General features: G+C 66.8%; 13 protein-coding genes. 9 read left to right on the top strand and 4 right to left on the bottom strand.

Translation table 11 applies throughout. The features are described from left to right. Positions 1-55: 55 nt before the first annotated feature. The 3 genes from AB0I59_RS40840 to AB0I59_RS40830 are packed head-to-tail and all read right to left on the bottom strand — an operon-like array spanning position 56 to position 4058. On the bottom strand, positions 56-2011 hold the full coding sequence (locus AB0I59_RS40840) for a hypothetical protein (protein ID WP_358142189.1): 1956 nt from the start codon (positions 2009-2011) through the stop codon (positions 56-58). Next, on the bottom strand, positions 2008-2721 hold the full coding sequence (locus AB0I59_RS40835; RefSeq protein WP_358142186.1) for a toll/interleukin-1 receptor domain-containing protein: 714 nt from the start codon (positions 2719-2721) through the stop codon (positions 2008-2010). Before AB0I59_RS40835 ends, AB0I59_RS40840 begins: the two co-directional genes overlap by 4 nt. Before the next feature lie 29 nt (positions 2722-2750). Then, a complete protein-coding gene (locus AB0I59_RS40830) occupies positions 2751-4058 on the bottom strand; it encodes a helix-turn-helix domain-containing protein (RefSeq protein WP_358142184.1) in 1308 nt (435 codons plus the stop codon). A gap of 352 nt (positions 4059-4410) precedes the next feature. On the opposite strand from AB0I59_RS40830, the gene AB0I59_RS40825 reads away from it, so the two are divergent. From AB0I59_RS40825 to AB0I59_RS40795, 7 genes are all read left to right on the top strand, one after another. Continuing rightward, positions 4411-5079: a DUF4352 domain-containing protein gene (locus AB0I59_RS40825; protein WP_358142181.1), complete on the top strand. Its 669-nt coding sequence runs from the start codon at positions 4411-4413 to the stop codon at positions 5077-5079. 71 nt (positions 5080-5150) lie between these two features. After that, positions 5151-5750, top strand: a complete 600-nt coding sequence (locus AB0I59_RS40820) for a hypothetical protein (RefSeq protein ID WP_358142178.1) — start codon at positions 5151-5153, stop codon at positions 5748-5750. Positions 5751-5885: 135 nt separating this feature from the next. Further along, positions 5886-6296, top strand: coding sequence for a hypothetical protein (locus AB0I59_RS40815; protein WP_358142175.1), 411 nt, complete (start codon positions 5886-5888; stop codon positions 6294-6296). 42 nt (positions 6297-6338) lie between these two features. Next, positions 6339-7544: a hypothetical protein gene (locus tag AB0I59_RS40810; RefSeq protein WP_358142173.1), complete on the top strand. Its 1206-nt coding sequence runs from the start codon at positions 6339-6341 to the stop codon at positions 7542-7544. Between the two features lie 99 nt (positions 7545-7643). Then, complete coding sequence (locus AB0I59_RS40805; RefSeq protein ID WP_358142170.1) at positions 7644-8831, top strand: tyrosine-type recombinase/integrase; 1188 nt, start codon at positions 7644-7646, stop codon at positions 8829-8831. Next, the gene (locus tag AB0I59_RS40800; protein WP_358142167.1) at positions 8821-10986 is read left to right on the top strand and encodes a tyrosine-type recombinase/integrase; all 2166 of its coding nucleotides are present in this window, start codon (positions 8821-8823) and stop codon (positions 10984-10986) included. The genes AB0I59_RS40805 and AB0I59_RS40800 overlap by 11 nt, the downstream gene beginning before the upstream one ends. Then, the gene (locus tag AB0I59_RS40795) at positions 10983-11390 is read left to right on the top strand and encodes a DUF6262 family protein (protein ID WP_358142164.1); all 408 of its coding nucleotides are present in this window, start codon (positions 10983-10985) and stop codon (positions 11388-11390) included. Before AB0I59_RS40800 ends, AB0I59_RS40795 begins: the two co-directional genes overlap by 4 nt. Before the next feature lie 36 nt (positions 11391-11426). Here AB0I59_RS40795 and AB0I59_RS40790 read toward each other — a convergent pair whose 3' ends face one another. After that, the gene (locus AB0I59_RS40790; protein ID WP_358142161.1) at positions 11427-11903 is read right to left on the bottom strand and encodes a hypothetical protein; all 477 of its coding nucleotides are present in this window, start codon (positions 11901-11903) and stop codon (positions 11427-11429) included. 110 nt (positions 11904-12013) lie between these two features. Between AB0I59_RS40790 and AB0I59_RS40785 the strand changes: the two genes are divergently transcribed. Both AB0I59_RS40785 and AB0I59_RS40780 read left to right on the top strand, forming a co-directional pair. Beyond that, entirely contained in the window at positions 12014-15589 is a 3576-nt protein-coding gene (locus AB0I59_RS40785) for a PDDEXK-like endonuclease domain-containing protein (protein WP_358142158.1), read from the top strand. A 269-nt stretch (positions 15590-15858) separates the two neighbouring features. Then, positions 15859-16464, top strand: a complete 606-nt coding sequence (locus tag AB0I59_RS40780; protein WP_358142155.1) for a class I SAM-dependent methyltransferase — start codon at positions 15859-15861, stop codon at positions 16462-16464. The last annotated feature ends 273 nt before the right edge of the window (positions 16465-16737 follow it).

The following is a 16737-nucleotide window of genomic DNA, read 5'->3' as shown; positions in this document are numbered from 1 at the left end:
GTACGGCCAGAACTCATGGATCGGCCTTCCTTGTTCGGATGTCGCGGCGGCCGGCTCACGCGGCCTGGATACCCAGAGCGATATTGATCTTGCGCAGTACGCGATCGCGCAACCGCCCGTCCTGTTCCGGTCGAGCCGGAAGGGAACGCTCCAGTTCACCGGCCATGACGTACAGCCGGGAGAGGACGCCCGTCTGCTGTCGGCCGCCCTCGACCAGTACATCGAGGAGCACATCGTGACGCGGCCCGCCCTCGTCGGCGGCGAGAAGCCAGCGTCGAGCGGGAGGACACCAGACGTCATCCGACCTCTGCTCGAAGACGACGGCCCAGCCGGTGGTCACCTGATCCCGTACGACGTCCCGTGCGATGAGGGTCCTGGCCCGAGGCCCTGCGCCGGCCAGCAGTTCCGGGTCGGCCAGCTCCAAGAACAGGTCGACGTCGACCTCGTATCTGTTGTCCTCGGTGAACTGACGGTTGAGCCGGTCGAACATCAATCGCAATAGCCGGGGATCGGCGTGTACGAACCGAGTCAACGCTTCACGCGCACGTGTGGTCCTGCGCTCATGCCTGGCCAGATGGTGGAGGCGAACTGTGGCCTCGTAGGGGTGATGCACGGCCATCACCTCGGTGCACATGGCGATGATGACGTCGATGAGTGTGTCGGACAGGCCTGATTTCATCGACCAGTCGTAGATTCGCCGCCGGAAGAACCACCCGTGCCGCTGATCCTGCAGGCCCCGGGTCAGCGCCTGCACCGCCGCCCGTTGCCCCGCGCCGTTCACCGGCCCCGCCGACCACCACTGCACCTGCGAGACGAGCACCTCCCGATAGCGGTCATCCAGGCACAAGTCAGCGAACCGACTGACGAGATCGTCTCTTTCGTCCTGGTCCAGGCTCGCCGAAACGACGGTGCGGCCCACCCACGCTTGCAGGCCCTCGCGTACCTCTGGCATGTGCGTCCAGAAATGCCGGCGGACCGCCGCGTCGTACCCGAGGTCCGTGAACCGCACCCTGCCGTCGTCATCCCGTTCGGCGCCGATCTCTTTGAACCGCTGAAGGAGATCCGCATGCTCCAGCAACGGGATGTCTTCCTGGGGATGCTTCACCTCCCGCAGCAACGAAGCAGCGGCCCCGTGTACGACGTCGGCGTGTGCTCCGTGCAGCATCGCGGTAGCGAGCAGCAGCGCGCGTTGCGACCCGGCAAGCAGGTCACACAAAGAGGCGCTTACCTGCCCTTTTCTGCCGGAAAGGGCGGCATAGGCCTCCTTACACCAGCCAGCCAAGTCCCCCGCCGCCTCGGAGTTCTCCCGTGCCTCGCCGACAAGCTCGGCGTAGTGCGCGATCTCCGTCATCGACGGCATCCGGGAGAGGAACTCGGCAGCGGGGCCGAGCTGTCGCATCGCCTCCGGAGGGAATCCGGACTGGCGCAGGTAGCGCCGCAGCACCTCAGGTCCCGGCGGGCGACCGATCACCACGTGGTATGGCCCGAGTCCCGGTTCGAGCCGTTCGCCTCTGTCATCGGGAAGTACGACTACGAGCCGGGCCCGGTGCTTGTGGACTTCGGCCCGGACGGAGTAGAGCTCGCGGTGGGCCCGTGTCCAAAGCTTCTGGTCGGCGGTTGAAAGATCGAGCAGCAGCAGGTCGTCGTCGGCGATGTCATCGCAAACGAGGAGGAGCTCACCCTCGTCATCGTTGAGCGGCATCTCTCGGAACGTCTCCTCGCCGACGCGCAGCTCGTGCAGGAGCATCTGCGCAGCCGCCAACCGGCCGCTGCCCGGCGCCCCGTCAAGAAGGACGGTCCCCTGGGATTCGAGGATCCCCCTCGCCCGACCGAACTCCGGGGGATCGACGAAACGCCGACGCAGCCACAGCAGGTCGTCTGCGGCGACGGTTTTGAACGGCTTTCCCTTTTTATCAGCGAAAGTGCCGAAAAAATTGTTGATCTGAGGACCCGACCCCGAGTGCATCTGGGTGTGAGTGCTGGTGACGGAGGTGTGGAAGTGGTCGCTCAACGGCCGTCGTCCCCATCCGTGCCGGAATCACCGAACCGATGACGGATGCCCCCGTTGTTGATGCCCTCGACGTATGTCGCCCCGGGGCCGGAGAAATGCACGTTGCGCTGATCTCCCTTGCCCAGGTTGAACTGCCCATGGTCGGCCTTGACAACCGTGCCCACGTCGCCCGTGATGTCCCGGCTCTGGACGGCAGTACCGTGTACCTCGCCCATCTGGTTGTTCACCGTTGCCGACGACTCAGGGGCGATGCGGTCGCGGAGCGTGGGCACCAGTTCGGTCAGTCTGTCGGCGATCCTGTCCAGGTCCGGCTTGGCGTCCCCGAGGTCCAGCCGTACGGACTGGTAGTCGGCGAGCCGCTTGAGCTCCGCGGGCAGATCCGCGATGCGGAGCCTTTCTGCCCCGCGGCCGTCGAGAACCGGGATGACCGGGATGCCGCACGCGAGAGCCTCGAGGATCTCCCTGCGGACCCAGTCGTTCTCATCGTGCAGTGCGGGGAAGCGCGTCCAGTCCGGCCCGATGACGGCGAGCAGGACGGCGCTGCGCCGGACGTTGCTCAGCAGCGCCTCGGGGTAGCGCTCCCCGGGCTTGATGGACTTGGAAGCCCGGAAGACCGCGTCCTCTCCAAAACGATGGGAAAGCTCTCTCTCGATCACCACCGCGGTCTTGTCCCCGTCGCCGGTGCGGTAGTTGACGAACACATCGGGCATGGTGGGCTGCCTTTCTACGGAGTGACGATCTACGGAGTGACGACGCGCAGTGCCGTGCTGAGCTCGGGCGACAGAGCACGCACGTTCCGATTGCGCGGGTGGCGCCCCAGGGTGCGGGCGAGGTTTCTCAGATCGGCGGCGATGGTGGCGGAGCTCACGGTGCCGACGTCGCCGAGCAGCTCACGTGTCAGGTCACACCCGTGGTCCACTTCGCCGGCAGCCGCATAGGCGAGAGCCCGGCGGATCCCGTAACGAACGCGGGTGCGGAGGGCCTGGGGTGCGACTCGTGCCAGCTCCCGGTCCAGGAGTTCAGCGGCGTCGCGAGGACGCCCCAGGTCGTACAGGCACCATCCGGTGATCATCGCTGCGGGGTCGGACAGGTTCGTCGTGCCGATGACCGGCCCGTCCGAGTCGTCAGGTCGACTCGCGAGTAGCGTTCTGGCACGGTCCATGCTGCGCATGCAGGCGTCGTAGTCGCCGGCGATCGCGTGTCCCTGGGCCTCCCGCTGGGCGGCGAGCCCGCGGATCCGTGGGGGAACCGCCCCTTCCTGTGCCTTCTGCGCCAGGCCGACGGTCTGCGCGGCGTCCTCGCGGTAGAGCATGACCAGCGCCCTCCGCACCAAGCCGTACGCCGCGAGATGCCGGTCTCCACCGGCGGCGGCCAGGTCGACGGCCTGTCGAGTCCACCACAGCGCTCCCTGCTCGTCGCCGGTCTCCTGGATCAACCAGCCCACATATTCGGCATACCGAGAGCTCATCCTCAGCAGGCCCTGACGCGTGCGCGAGTCAGCCGTGGCGGCGACGTCCTTGAGGGTGTGTGTCTGCGCGATGAGCGCCGGAAGCACGACCGCCGAGTTGGTGACCTGTCCAAGCTGCCGATACTGGTCGAACAGCCACCGGGCCGCCTTAAGCAGTTCCACGCCTCCGGCGTTCGGCCCGGCATGGGTGCGGCCGATACTCATGCCGGCTATGGACATGGCCCCGACAGCGAGGACCTGCCGCCGGCCTACCGGCTGGAACCAGCTCTGACCGTCCCCGGATAGACGCATCAGCCACACCTCCTCGTCGGTGTCGTCGGTCGGTTCCGGCTCGGCGGCCTCGCCCTGCGCTACGGGCGCGAGCCTGACCAGGGAGCCTCCGGCGTCGAGCGCTGCGTCGCAGAGGCGGGCCAGTTCGCGGCTTGGCGCCTTGAGCCCTCGTTCCACCTTGCTGAGCTGGCCCTTGCTGTAATGGACCAACTTGGCTAGATCGGTCAGCGTGAGATTGGAGACGACTCGCAATCTCCGCAGCTCCTGCCCGAAATGGATCGACGGCTGGACCACGTGTACCTCCGTCATTTCCTGGCCGAACAGCCAGCGCTGTAAAGATTGCGGCAGACAGGAACGTCCGAACAAGAGTGATATCGGTGTTTCCCGTTTCCACCTTTTGCGCATACGACGCCCACACCGGCCGCACCCCAGTGACCCACCAGGCGATCTCGTGTAGTTCTCCCGCCAACAGCGGCTGCACGTACCCTCCGCGGTGATCTCGCATGGCGTGGATTTCGCCCAGGACTGAGAACACTACATCATGATGTGATGCCAGCGACCTACAAATAGATTGTGGACTCGATTCACAGTGTGTTGTACTTGCGAAACCTGCTCACCCGACCACCGGTATCCCCGCGGCGACAGCGAAGAGAGCTCCCCCATGCACGGAAACCCCCACCAGCCACCCCCTGGCTACCCGCCGTACCCGCAGACCGTCATCGTGCAGAAGAAGGGCGGCGGCTGCCTGAAAGCGCTGCTGATCGGCGCCGCCGTATTCGTGGGCCTGGTCATCATCGGAGCCGTCCTGAGCAGAGGCGGGGACGCCAGCGGCGACACGCGGCTCAGCCTGAGCCAGGACCGCACGACCGAAGACTCCGGCGACTCCTCACGCGGCTCCGGCGACGACGCCCACACCCGCAAGCCCGCGCTCCCCCACCTCGGAGACGTCGTCAAGGACGGCAAGTTCGCCTTCAAGGTCACCAAGATCGAGAAGGGACTCTCCCAGGTAGGCGAGGGATTCCTGGTCTCCAAGGCCCAGGGCCAGTACGTCCTGATCCACCTCACCGTCAAGAACATCGGCGACGAGGCCCAGATGTTCACCGACTCGGCGCAGAAGCTCATCGACGCCAAGGGCCGCCAGCTCGACACCGACTCCGGCGCCGCCGCGCTCGCCCTGAAGGACTCCAACGCCTTCCTCAACAACATCAACCCCGGCAACTCCGTCCAGGGCATCCTGCTCTTCGACGTCCCCAAGAACATCACCCTCAAGGCCGTCGAGCTGCACGACTCCGTCTTCTCCGGCGGTGTCACGGTCGCCCTCACGCGCTGACCGGAAGTCGCCTCACCCGCTGACTGGAAATACCGCGATCACCCCTCAGACCCCGTCACGAGGAGAACCTCATGCTCCGCCGCATGCTGGCCGTACTGACCCTGACCGCTGCCGCCCTCACCACACCCACCAGCGCGCATGCGGACACCACCTTCCGCGGCGAGGGCGATGACGTCGTCCGCATCAACCCCACCAAGAAGCCCGGCCTCATCCGCTTCAGCCACGACGGCGAGTCCAACTTCATCGTCTACACCGTCAACGGGCGCGGGAAGACCGACGAACTCCTGGTCAACGAGATCGGCCCCTACGACGGCACCGTGCTGTACAACGCCTACGACAGCAAGGGCACGGTCGGGCTGCAGATCAAGGCCGACGGCGCCTGGACCGCCACCTTCAAGCCGGTCACGAAGGCCCGCTGCTGGTGCGCCTCCACCATCCGCGGTACCGGCGACCAGGTGCTCAAGCTCTCCCCCACCCGCGGCCTGCGCACCGTACGCGCCGCGCACAACGGCGAGTCCAACTTCATCGTTTATGGCTACCCGCGCGTCGGAACCTATGGCGACCTGCTCTTCAACCAGATCGGCAGCTACAAGGGCAAGGCCCTCCTGCCCGTCGGCACCCGCCTCGTCACCGTCCACGCCGACGGCACCTGGACCCTCACCCGCCGTTGACGCAGCGCCCGCTCCACGCACTTGGGGCACTGAGCTACAGATCACATACCGGTTTCAGACTTAGATCGCTCCATTCCCTCCATTCCAGCAGCCATTTGCATCTCTCGGACCACGAGTCGCTTGTACAGAGAAGCCATGTTTACGCGCATTCTGCAGCTCATCTTCAGCGTGAGCACACCAAACGCACCGCCGCCGACAGTCGCCACTCCGCCTGTGTTCTTGCAGGTCGGATCTCTGGGTCCGCTCCTCGCGGGCGTGTACCGCAGCCCTCATCCCGAAAACGCGGATCTCGTGCGCTGGGCGCTCATGGATGTGCAGGGCGAAGCACAACGCACGGTGAGCCCGGAAGCGGCGACTCTGGTGCATGCCATCGATGACTTCGAGATGGCCGTCGACGAGATGCTGGCCTGCGCGGGCGAGCAATACGACGAGAGTGATCGGTTCTGGTTCAAAGCCACGCTTGAGCAGGTCAGCACGGAAGCTCTCGATGTGGCCTTCGCCTTGCAGAGCTACCTTTCCCGGCACCCCCGTTCCCCTTTCTACTGACCCCGCAGGCACAAGCAGTACAGGCTGAAGGAGAAAAGCCGCGTGAGCGAGCAGCAGTCCCGGGCCTGCGATCCCCAGTTGATCGACTCCACCACGCGCCTGGTCGAGTTCCTCCGCGATCTGGCGAGCGCCCGTCGGGTTCCGGTCAGGGACATCCGCAGCCACGCGCAGGTGCTCTGGCTCGTGGACCTCCCGGACACCCTCGTGCCACAGCGATCAGCGGAGCTCGGCGATGTCCTGCTCTCCGTCGACCACGTGCGCAGCGTCCCGCCCCCTTCCCCGCCCGGAGAGCTCGACGGATGGCTGAAGCCGGAACAGCTCGTCAACCCGGACATCGACGCGCCGGACCTCTCCGACTCGGGCCCCGGCCGCGTCGAGGAAACGGGTGAGGACGGGGAGCCGCGATGGCGACAGGAGACTCAGCAGGACCGTCCTGACATGGTCGAGATCTATGCGAAGTGGCTCCCGAAATGGCAAGCCTGGGCCGAAGAGGAACGGGTGCGCCTACGTCAGCAGCGCTGGCATCGCGAGCTCTACTCCATCAGCACCCAGCTCGGCCAGATCGACGACGAGTGGGAGCTGGTGCTGGCGACCGGGCTGCTCACGTGGACCGCGCCCGGCGGCATCCGGGTCCGGAACCACCTGATCGCGACCCGGCTGCACCTGCGCGTCGACCCGGACACCGAGAGGATCGACGTACTGCTCGGGGAGACCGCGCCGGCACTGCAGGACCGCGAGCTGTTGGCGGACCTCGACGGGTTCACACCGCACCGGACCGACCGGCTCCGCCAGCGGGTACGCGAAGGGGACGCTGTGGGCTTGCAGCCCTCCTTGGCCGACCTGCTGGAGTCCTGGTGCGACCGCGGATTGGAGGCAGAGGCCCGTTACCTGCCCGAGTGGGCTCCTCGCGAGACGCCCTCGACAACCGCGGAGGTACGGCCGGCGCCCGCGCTGGTTTTGCGTAAGCGGGACCACGGCTCGCTGATCTCGTACTACGACCAGATGATCTCCACTCTGACCGGTCCGGACGCGCAGACGCCTTTGGGGCTGGCCCAGCTCGTCGCTCCCCTCGAGCCGGCGGAGCGGATGCTCTTTCTGCGGGACCAGGGCATCGTGTCCGCGCAAGCCCTCGGCCAGGACCCGTTGTTCCCGCTCCCCGCCAACCCCGAACAGCGCACGATCATGACCCGGCTGCGTACGGACAACGGCGTCGTCGTGCAGGGCCCTCCGGTTATCAACGGGACCTGAGCCGGTCTCTTCCATTTCATCAACGAGCGCAGATGGTGACCTTCTGTCATCGTCGTTGCTTTCTTATCGGCGGGTGTTCAACGACGAGAAGGAACGACAATGGCGATCAGCCTGGCAGTGCGTCCCTCGACCGGACGGCGGACCTGGACCGTGGTGGATGAGTCCTACCGGACGGTGCCTCCGGTCGAGGAGTGGCTTGAGGCGCATCGGCATCTGTGGTCACCGAACACCGTCCGGGGCTATGCGACGTCGCTCGCGCAGTGGTGGACCTTCCTGGAGCGCCGCGGCGAGGCCGACGGTTGGCGGGACGTCGGCGTCCCGGCGATCACGGGGTTCCTGTCGTGGTTACGCAACGGCCGCACCGTCGAGCATGCGCTCGTCCCGCTCGACCAGGCGCCCTCCCCGGAGACCTTGGAGGCCCGGCTCGCCGCGCTGATCTCCTTCTACCGCTGGCAGGAGACCGTCCATGCGGTGCCGGTCGCCCATCGTCTGCTGCGAGGTACTCCTCGCCGGACCCCGGCGCGGGGGTTGCTGGCACACCTGGACGCCCGCACCGCGCCGAGCACTTCCTCGCTGGTCCGGATACGGCGGCAACGACATCATGACCGGCCACCGCTGCTGCTCCCGCAGGAGATCCAGGCGATCCTGGATGGCTGCGCTTGGCCCGACCGTGATAGCGGCGAGTGGGCGGGGAACCTACGCGACCGGCTGCTGTTCGCGCTGCTCGCAGAGACTGGGATGCGGCTGGGTGAAGCCCTTGGCCTGCGGATCAGCGACTTCGTCATGGGCCGCGGCGGCACCCCGTATGTTGAGATCGTTCCGCGCGAGGACAACCCCAATGGGGCGCGGGTGAAGATGATGCGCACGCGCCGGATCTACGTCGGCGCCGACCTGGAACGGCTGTTCGCCGACTATCTGACCCAATTGGCCTGCCGCGCTACCGAGCTCGGGCTGCCGATCAGCACGGACTCACCGCTGCTGGTGAACGTGGCCCGGCCGCCGCTGCTGGCCGCGATGCGTGAGGGCACCGTGCGCGACAAGACCGCCCTGCTACGCGGCAAGGGTATCGGCCCGGCCAGCTGGAGCCCGCATTGGTTCAGGCACAGTCACGCCACCGCGTTACTGCTGGCCGGGACCCCGGAGTGGGTCGTGGCACGTCGCCTGGGACACGCCCACGTCCAGACCACGCTGGACCTTTACGGCTGGGTCCGTGAGGACGAGGCGCTGCGCGCCGCGGCGAACTGGAAGACCTACGCCTCCACCTGGCAGGTCGGCCATGACCGGTGACCGTCCGCGCCGCCTCCATCTCGCCGGCGAGGACGATCCGATCTGGCGGCTGTGGTCCCAGCTGCCTGAGCCCTGGCGCGGCCCGGTCATCGGCCCCGGCATCGACGGCTGGGACGCCATCACCGAGAACATCGACTACAAGATCAACCTGACCGGGTTACCCGAGTTGATCCAGGCCGAGCTGGCCTGGATGGCGCACTGGCAGGCCGCCGACGGCACCCGTTCCTCGGTGCTGGCCATCAGCCAGCTCGCCAACATCCTGCGCCGAGCGATCCGCGACGGTCACCCCTTCCCGTCCTCGATCCGGCAGATGGGTTGGGAAACCGCTGCAGTGCTGCAGACCTGGTTCTATGCGACGCGGTGGGGCCGATTCCCACCGCACGGCGTCCGGGCGCGGCTGCGCGTCATCTTCCGCTTCGCCCACACCGCGCTGCTCGCGGCCTGCCATGGCGGGCACTGGTGGGAGCTGGACTACTGGCATCCCCGCTGCGACCCCCGGATTCCTTTGGGTGAGCGGGAGCCGATGGCGCACTACGGCTGCTCCCCGGCGCTGATCGAATGTCTATGGCTGCGGGAGGCGGTCAAGTGGCACCTGGGCACCATGCTGGAGGCCGGGACGCTGCGCTGGACCAGTATCAGCGAGGAAAAGCTCCGCTGCCTGCACCGGTTCGATCGGTGGCTCGCGATCGCCTTCGACGATCCCCGCGAGGTGCTGGCCGACCCGGCCGCCGCAGCGCGTCAGGCCGCGGCCTTCCGGCGCTGGGACGCCGACCCGGCTAACCGCAGCGACGGCCGCAAGCACCGCCGGGTGCCGGGCAAGGTTCACCCCCGCCTGATCAACGACGACCTGCGTGCCGTCGCCGAGCTGTTCGCCTTCATGGCCGCCAACCAGGCCGAGACCCGCCGCGTCCTGGGAGTGCTCGCCGAGCCGTGGCAGCAGGTCAGCGACGTCCATGCCGCCGGCTGGCTGCGGCAGGTCTCCCGGATCCCGCACGAGGTGGCCCTGCACGAGGAGGACTACGTCGACGACCATGCCCTGGCGCAGATCACCGCCGCGCTGCCGCTGCTCGGATTGCCACGCGAGGAGCAGATGCAGATCACCCGCGGCGACGGCCGGCACGTCCTGTCCGACGGATTCGGCGACCCGCAGGCCATGCGGATGATTCTGCTGCAGATCCTCACAGGCCGCCGCTCCAGCGAGATCCGCCACTGCGACTTCGACTGCCTGTCGGCGGGCACCGGCCGGGCCCTCGACGCGGCCCAGGGCGAACAGATCGCCCGCTTCCGCTACGCCCAGACGAAGATCGATATCGCTCCGGACACCATCCTCGTCGACTCCGAGGTCGTCGTGATCATCGAAGAACAGCAGCAGTGGGTCCGCGACAGGTTCCCCGACACTCAGCCCAAGCACCTGTTTCTTCAGCTCACCGGCAACCGGACCGGCACCAAGCCCTACCCGTCCGGCACCTACTCCTACCGGCTGCGCGCGTTCAGCAAGGTCATCCAGGTCCTCGACAGCTACGGCAGGTTCGTCGGGCTCAGCCACACCCATCGTTTCCGGCACACCAAGCTGACCCGGCTGGCCGAGCTCGGGCTGCCGATCCACGTCCTGCAGCGCTACGCCGGACACGCAACCCCGTCGATGACGATGCACTACATCGCCCAGCGCGAAGAACACGCCGAACAGGCCTTCCTGGCCACCCGCAAGGTCAAGGTCGACGGCACCAGCGTGGTGTTCTCCCGCGAGGACCACGATCTGCTGCACCTTTTCGACCGGGCCGACCGCATTCTGCCGCACGGCTGGTGTCTCCTGCCGCCCCTGCAGACCTGCGACAAGGGCAACGCCTGCCTGACCTGCTCGGTCTTTGTCACCGACACCAGCCACCGAACCGCCCTGGAACGACAGCTGGCCGACACCACGGCGCTCATCGAGCGCACCATCACGGCCTTCGCCGAACGCCACGGCCACCCGATGCCTGAGGACAACCCCTGGCTGGCCCAGCGGCAGGCCGAACAGGCCGCCCTGACCCGACTCCTCCACGCGCTCGATCACCAGCCAGGACGCGCCGTCCAGGGAGCCGGCTGCGGCGCTCCACCCCAAGGGCCCGTTCCCGTCACCCTCGATCTCACCCGCCGCCGAAGGACCCGGCCATGAACGATGCCCGAGCCAAGCGCACCGCCGTCTTGACCACGGCCGCCAAGGCCAAAACCCACGCCAAGACGAAAGACGCCGAGCAAGCCATCCGCACGCTCCTCAAGCGGGGCGAGCCGATCACGTTCAAGGCCGTCCAGCGAGAAGCGGGCGTCTCCCACGCCTTCCTCTATAACCACCCCGAGCTCCGCGCCCGCATCGAGCGTCTGAGAGCCCAAGCCCGGCTGGCTCCCGAATCGCCCCCCCAGCCCACCGGCGATAACGCCATCATCACGGTTCTGACCGACCAGATCACCCAGCTGAAGAAGCAACACCGGCAAGAAGTCCAAATACTTCGAGAAGCGCTGGAGCGTGCTCATGGCGAGAACCTTGACCTCCGGCGCGAACTCGCCCGCCGGAGCGGATGACCGTTGAGCACCATCCCAGTACCTGACAGCTGGCTGCTAGGAACAGCCAGTCAGGATCAGCGCCGTGGTCAAGAGGAGTGAGACGAGTGAGGTCCATCCTCCCGCACAGAGCGCTGCCGCCAGGGCGAACGGGACCGCGCTGAGCAACGACCACCACAGCGGGTCGGTCGTGGATAGCCCTAGCTTGCTGAGGGCCGACGCTCCGGCGATCCAGCCGATCATCGCGAGAATCAAGACCGCGCCCGCCCACAACAGTCTGCCGCCTGGGGTCGCCGTCATCGGCGAACCATTTGGCGTCATGAGCGCCACGACATACAGCACGGCCATCGCGAAGATTGCGGCAAAGAGCAAGACGATCGGGCCCAGCCCGAGAACAAAGATGGCGACGACATACAAACCGGGGCCAAGCAGCGAACCTACGAACCCTACTCCGATGATCTGACCGGCGGTCCACGGCCACTTCCGGCCCGATAGAACCGCCTTCCAACTGTCGACTAACGCAGATGATCGCATCGCGAGATCGTAACTTTCGCTCGGCAACATCTGGGAGTACTGCGTGACGCGACAAGGTAACGTCCCTGCGATCGCATCAACACGCTGACCAGCCTTAATGCCCTCAGTTCATGATTGTCCCGCGGATAACACCGGGGACGGGCAAGACGCACAGCATCGCCAACCTGCTCTCGGCCTTGCTCGCCCAGGGCCAGCGTGTGCTCGTCACGAGCCAGAAGGCGCAAGCGCTTCGCGTGCTGCGGGACAAGCTGCCCCCGGAGATCGCCGGCCTATGCGTTTCCATGACCGATCTCGGCCGTGGTGGCTCAGCGGAGCTGGAGGGCGGCGTCAAGGCGCTGTCGACCCGCTTTTCGTCGTTCGATCCAGCCCGGCAGACCAAGACCATCGCGGAGAAGCGGCACCAGCTCGACGCCGGACGACGGGCGACCGTGGAGCTGACGGAGAAGATCCGCGCGTTACGCGAATCGGAAACCTACCGCCATGCCGAGATCGCACCCGGATACTCCGGAACCCTCGCCGACATCGTGCGGCGGCTCGGGCTGGAGGAGGCCGAGTGTTCGTGGATGCCCGTACCTCTGCCTTCCGGGGCAGCGCCTGTGCCGCCAATCTCGCTTGGTGAAGCCGCCGAGCTTGTCACCCTGCTCGCCGGGGAGACGCCCCGACGCAAGGCGAGACCTGCGCAGAGGATCCCCGAAGTGGCCGACCTGCCCAGCGCTGAGAGGCTCAAGGGTCTGATCGCGACGGAGGCGGCCGCGCAGGATCAGGCTCGGCAGGCCCAGACGGAGGTTTCCGCACGCCTGGAACATCTGGAGCCGCAGGTGATCGAGCGGCTGGAGGTCATCGCAGCCGACGCAGGTCTCAAGATCGAACAGCTCGGCTTGCCCGACAACTCAGAAACGTGGGATCCGGCCGATTGGGCAGTCCGGGCTCTGGCGGACGGACTCGTCAGCCGCGAGATGGCCGTCTGGGAGCAACTCGCCGCACACTCTGATCGCCTCGACGCAGCTCAGGATGCCGTCCGGCAGATCGGCTTCCGAAAGATCGAACATCCGCAGCTGGACTCGCCCGCCGCGGCCGGCTCCTACCTGCAGTCCCTCCGAGCGCTTCGCGACTATCTGGCCGGAGGAAACCAGCTCAAGCGCGGCCTGTTCCGGCCCGCCGTCCAGAAGCAGGCCGAGCCGTGGCTCAACGCCACGGTCGTCGACGGTGTCACGCCTTCCAACGCCGAGCTCCTTTCCCTGGTCATCGCCGACCTTGAAGGCCGCGCCGCCGCAGACGAGCTCGGGCGCGGCTGGCAACTGGTGGGTGTGGAATTCCCGCAGGACCAGCCCCTGCAGCGCAGAGTCGCCCAGCTCGGCGACGCGTTCGATCGGCTGGGACGCGTGCGTCAGATCATCACGGCGATGGCGGAAACATCCCGGACCCTCGCCGCCACCGGAGTCCACATCAGCCTCCGTACTCCCCGCGAATGGCGCTCCTACGTAACGGCTCTGCGTGCCGTACGACTCCGGGCCGAGGCAGACCGTGCCACAGCCCAGCTCGGCGATCTGTTCGCGGCACTCGAGCAGGAAGCTCGTCTCGGCACACCGGCACCGGAACTCCTCGAAGCAGCGCATTCGGTCGCCGTGCGAGATGTGATCACCTATCAGGTCTGCCTCACCGCTCTCGCCGACGCGCAGCGCGAGCAGGCCGAGCAGCACCGGTGCGACGAGCTGACGGGGAGGGTGCGTGCCGCCCATCCGGCGCTACTGACACTGCTCGCGGAAGCCCGCGTATGGCAGTCCCACTTCTCCACCTGGGATCGCGCCTGGGCCTGGGCCAAGGCGCAGACGTTCTTTATGCGGCAGCGGCAGCCGGGCCTCGAACAGCGGCTGGAGAGCGAACTCGAGGCCGCCACCGCCCGGGAGATGCGGCTGACCGCGGAACTCGCCGCCGAGCAGGCGTGGCAGGCGGCCCTAAGCCGGATGAACGCACGGCAGACCACGGCGTTGCGGGCCTACCAGGACCACATCGGCAAGCTGGGCAAGGGGACCGGACGCTACGCCGGAAAGTACCAGAGCCTCGCGCGTGAGGCCATGTTGCACGCCCGCGACGCGGTCCCGGCGTGGATCATGCCGCTGCAGCAGGTGCTGGAGACGATCCCGCCGATCCGCGACTCTTTCGACGTCGTCATCGTCGACGAGGCCAGCCAGGCGAGCATCGAGGCGCTCTTCCTCCTCTGGCTGGCGCCGCGTGTCATCGTGGTCGGTGATGACAAGCAGTGTGCGCCATCCACTGTGAGCCACGGCGAGCTGGAACCCATCTTCGCCAAGTTGTCGACGTATCTCCCCGACCTCCCCGCCTACCTGCGGGACGCCTTCACGCCGAAGTCGAGCCTGTTCGACCTGCTATCGACGCGGTTCGGCTCTGTCCTGCGGCTCAAGGAGCACTTCCGGTGCATGCCGGAGATCATCGACTTCTCGTCGCGGCAGTTCTATGCCGACGAGCCGCTGGTACCGCTGCGCCAGTTCGGCGCCGACCGACTGCCACCGCTCCAGGTCGTACGGGTGAACGGCGCGTGGAGCGAGGGGTCGGCGACGCGCCTGCGCAACGGCGTGGAAGCCGAGGCGATCGTGGAACGGATCCTCGACTGTATGGAAGATCCGTCCTATGACGAGAAGACCTTCGGTGTCGTCGTGCTGCAGGGTACGGGCCAGGCGCAGCTCATCCACAACATGCTGCTCGACCGGGTGGATCCGAAGGACTGGGAGAAACGGCGCCTGCGGGTGGGCACGCCGCCCGACTTCCAGGGCGACGAGCGCGACATCGTCTTCCTGTCGATGGTCATCGCCGAGAGACGCTCCGCGGTGACCTCCACTGAGTGGCAGCGCCGGTTCAACGTCGCCGCCTCGCGGGCCAAGGACCAGATGTGGCTCTTCCACTCGGTCAGCCCCGACCTTCTCTCACCGGCATGTCTGCGGCGCTCACTGCTTGCCTACATGACGAACCCGCCTGCGACGAACCTGCCCAGCTCGCTCTCCGACGTGACCGCCGACGCCCCTCACCCGGCTTTCGACTCGCTCTTCGAGCAGCGGGTGTTCCTGCGCATCCGCGAGCGCGGATACCACGTAACCCCTCAGTTCGAGGTCAACGGCCGCCGGATCGACCTCGTCGTGAGCGGCGCCAAGGGACGTCTCGCGGTGGAGTGTGACGGCGACTTCTGGCACGGCACGCCCGAGCAGCGCGCGGCCGACCTGGATCGGGAGCGCGAACTCAAGCGGGCGGGCTGGCGGTTCTGGCGGATTCGTGAGAGCGAGTTCTACTTCGACTCGGATGCTGCGCTGGAGCCTTTGTGGGCCGAGTTCGACCGGCGCGGCATTCGGCCTGGCGAGGTCATGCCCGATGGGGAAGGCATCCCGGTTTCAACGTGGAGCGCTGTGGCCTTGTCTGCGTACGACGGCTGGGACGGACTCGAAGACGGCGATCCTCTTGAGATGGGCGAGGTCCCCATCATGGCGATGTCCGTGGCCCAGCGGGGCCGCGCAGCCCCACGTTCGGCAGCTATGCCGGTCCCGGTGGTGAGCACACCCGGTTCGACGTCAGCGATCCGCGCATGGGCGCGCACACAGGGATACGCCGTCGGCGACCGCGGCCGACTTCCCGAAGAAGTGGTCGACGCATTCCTTCGAGCAAACGAAACTCCTTGAGAAGGGTCCACGGGTGAATGACGAGCTGTGGGCGCGGCGGATGTTGCCCCAAGGCCGGGTAGTTAAGGCACCCGTGGAGCTGTCAAGAACGTGAGTTCCCCAGACATGGGAACGGAGATCCAGTAGACAGGTGATCTTCCACAACCATCCGTCGAAACTGAATCTCCGTTGATTGCCGAGTCTGCTGGGTTGCTCACAAGCATTGTGCAGGCAGTGCGCATCCGTTCGGTGGTCGCGAATCGCCTCCTCCGGTCCGGGAGAATGCAGGCATGGTTGAACAGAGCATCTGGATGCAGAAGGTTGCCGCCGACCCTGACCACTCCAGCTGGTTCATCGAGCGATTTCGTTCCATGGCGCGCGCCGGTGACGACCTCGCCGGGGAAACCCGCCTTGTGGACGCCATGGTGGCGCGCCGCGCCCGCATCCTCGACGCCGGCTGCGGGTCCGGCCGGGTCAGTGGCGCATTGGCCGAGGCCGGCCACGACGTCGTCGGCGTCGATGTCGACCCGGCTCTGATCGAGGCCGCCGAGCAGGACCACCCCGGGCCGCGATGGTTGGTTGGCGACCTGGCCGAACTCGACCTTCCTGCACAGGGCATCACCACGCCGTTCGATGCCATCGTCTGCGCCGGGAACGTGATGACGTTCCTCGCGCCAAGCACCCGTCGTGAAGTGCTGAGACGGTTCCGTGCGCACCTCGCGCCTGGGGGCCGGGCCATCATCGGTTTCGGCATCGGCCGCGGTTACGAATTCAGCGAGTTCTTTGCGGACGCGGCGGCCTGCGCGCTCGAACCCGACCTGCTGCTGTCCACCTGGGACCTGCGTCCGTTCAGGGACGACTCGAGCTTCCTGGTTGCTCTCCTCCGCCCTGCCTGACACGGCGGCTGAGGATGGCTGAGCACTCCAGCCACACATCCTGATCAGGTACGTCCAGGTAGTGGGGTGGAGCCTGAACCACGGACAACCGGCGCATGTGGGCTCTTCGATTTTGAGGGGAATGCTCGCCTGCGCTTCCCCTCCTAGCGTGGAGACCGACCATGACATCGACCATGCCACCTCCTGCCGGGCGCTGGGGGTGTCGCAGTCGTGGTTCTACAAGTGGAAGGACCGCATCGGCCAGACCGCCCCGACGGCGCGTGAGCAGCGGCG

The organism is Microtetraspora glauca, from assembly GCF_040656155.1.
GTDB classification, from domain to species: Bacteria; Actinomycetota; Actinomycetes; order Streptosporangiales; family Streptosporangiaceae; genus Microtetraspora; species Microtetraspora glauca.
The sequence above is the reverse complement of the archived record's forward strand: the minus strand, read 5'-3'. Positions and strand labels throughout refer to the sequence as shown.

Excerpts from the sequence above, each read along its gene's own strand:
- AB0I59_RS40835 (WP_358142186.1), bottom strand. The coding sequence starts at position 2,721 with ATGCCCGATGTGTTCGTCAACTACCGCACCGGCGACGGGGACAAGACC.
- AB0I59_RS40830 (WP_358142184.1), bottom strand. The coding sequence starts at position 4,058 with ATGACGGAGGTACACGTGGTCCAGCCGTCGATCCATTTCGGGCAGGAG.
- AB0I59_RS40825 (WP_358142181.1), top strand. The coding sequence starts at position 4,411 with ATGCACGGAAACCCCCACCAGCCACCCCCTGGCTACCCGCCGTACCCG.
- AB0I59_RS40820 (WP_358142178.1), top strand. The coding sequence starts at position 5,151 with ATGCTCCGCCGCATGCTGGCCGTACTGACCCTGACCGCTGCCGCCCTC.
- AB0I59_RS40815 (WP_358142175.1), top strand. The coding sequence starts at position 5,886 with ATGTTTACGCGCATTCTGCAGCTCATCTTCAGCGTGAGCACACCAAAC.
- AB0I59_RS40805 (WP_358142170.1), top strand. The coding sequence starts at position 7,644 with ATGGCGATCAGCCTGGCAGTGCGTCCCTCGACCGGACGGCGGACCTGG.
- AB0I59_RS40800 (WP_358142167.1), top strand. The coding sequence starts at position 8,821 with ATGACCGGTGACCGTCCGCGCCGCCTCCATCTCGCCGGCGAGGACGAT.
- AB0I59_RS40795 (WP_358142164.1), top strand. The coding sequence starts at position 10,983 with ATGAACGATGCCCGAGCCAAGCGCACCGCCGTCTTGACCACGGCCGCC.
- AB0I59_RS40790 (WP_358142161.1), bottom strand. The coding sequence starts at position 11,903 with ATGCGATCATCTGCGTTAGTCGACAGTTGGAAGGCGGTTCTATCGGGC.
- AB0I59_RS40785 (WP_358142158.1), top strand. The coding sequence starts at position 12,014 with ATGATTGTCCCGCGGATAACACCGGGGACGGGCAAGACGCACAGCATC.
- AB0I59_RS40780 (WP_358142155.1), top strand. The coding sequence starts at position 15,859 with ATGGTTGAACAGAGCATCTGGATGCAGAAGGTTGCCGCCGACCCTGAC.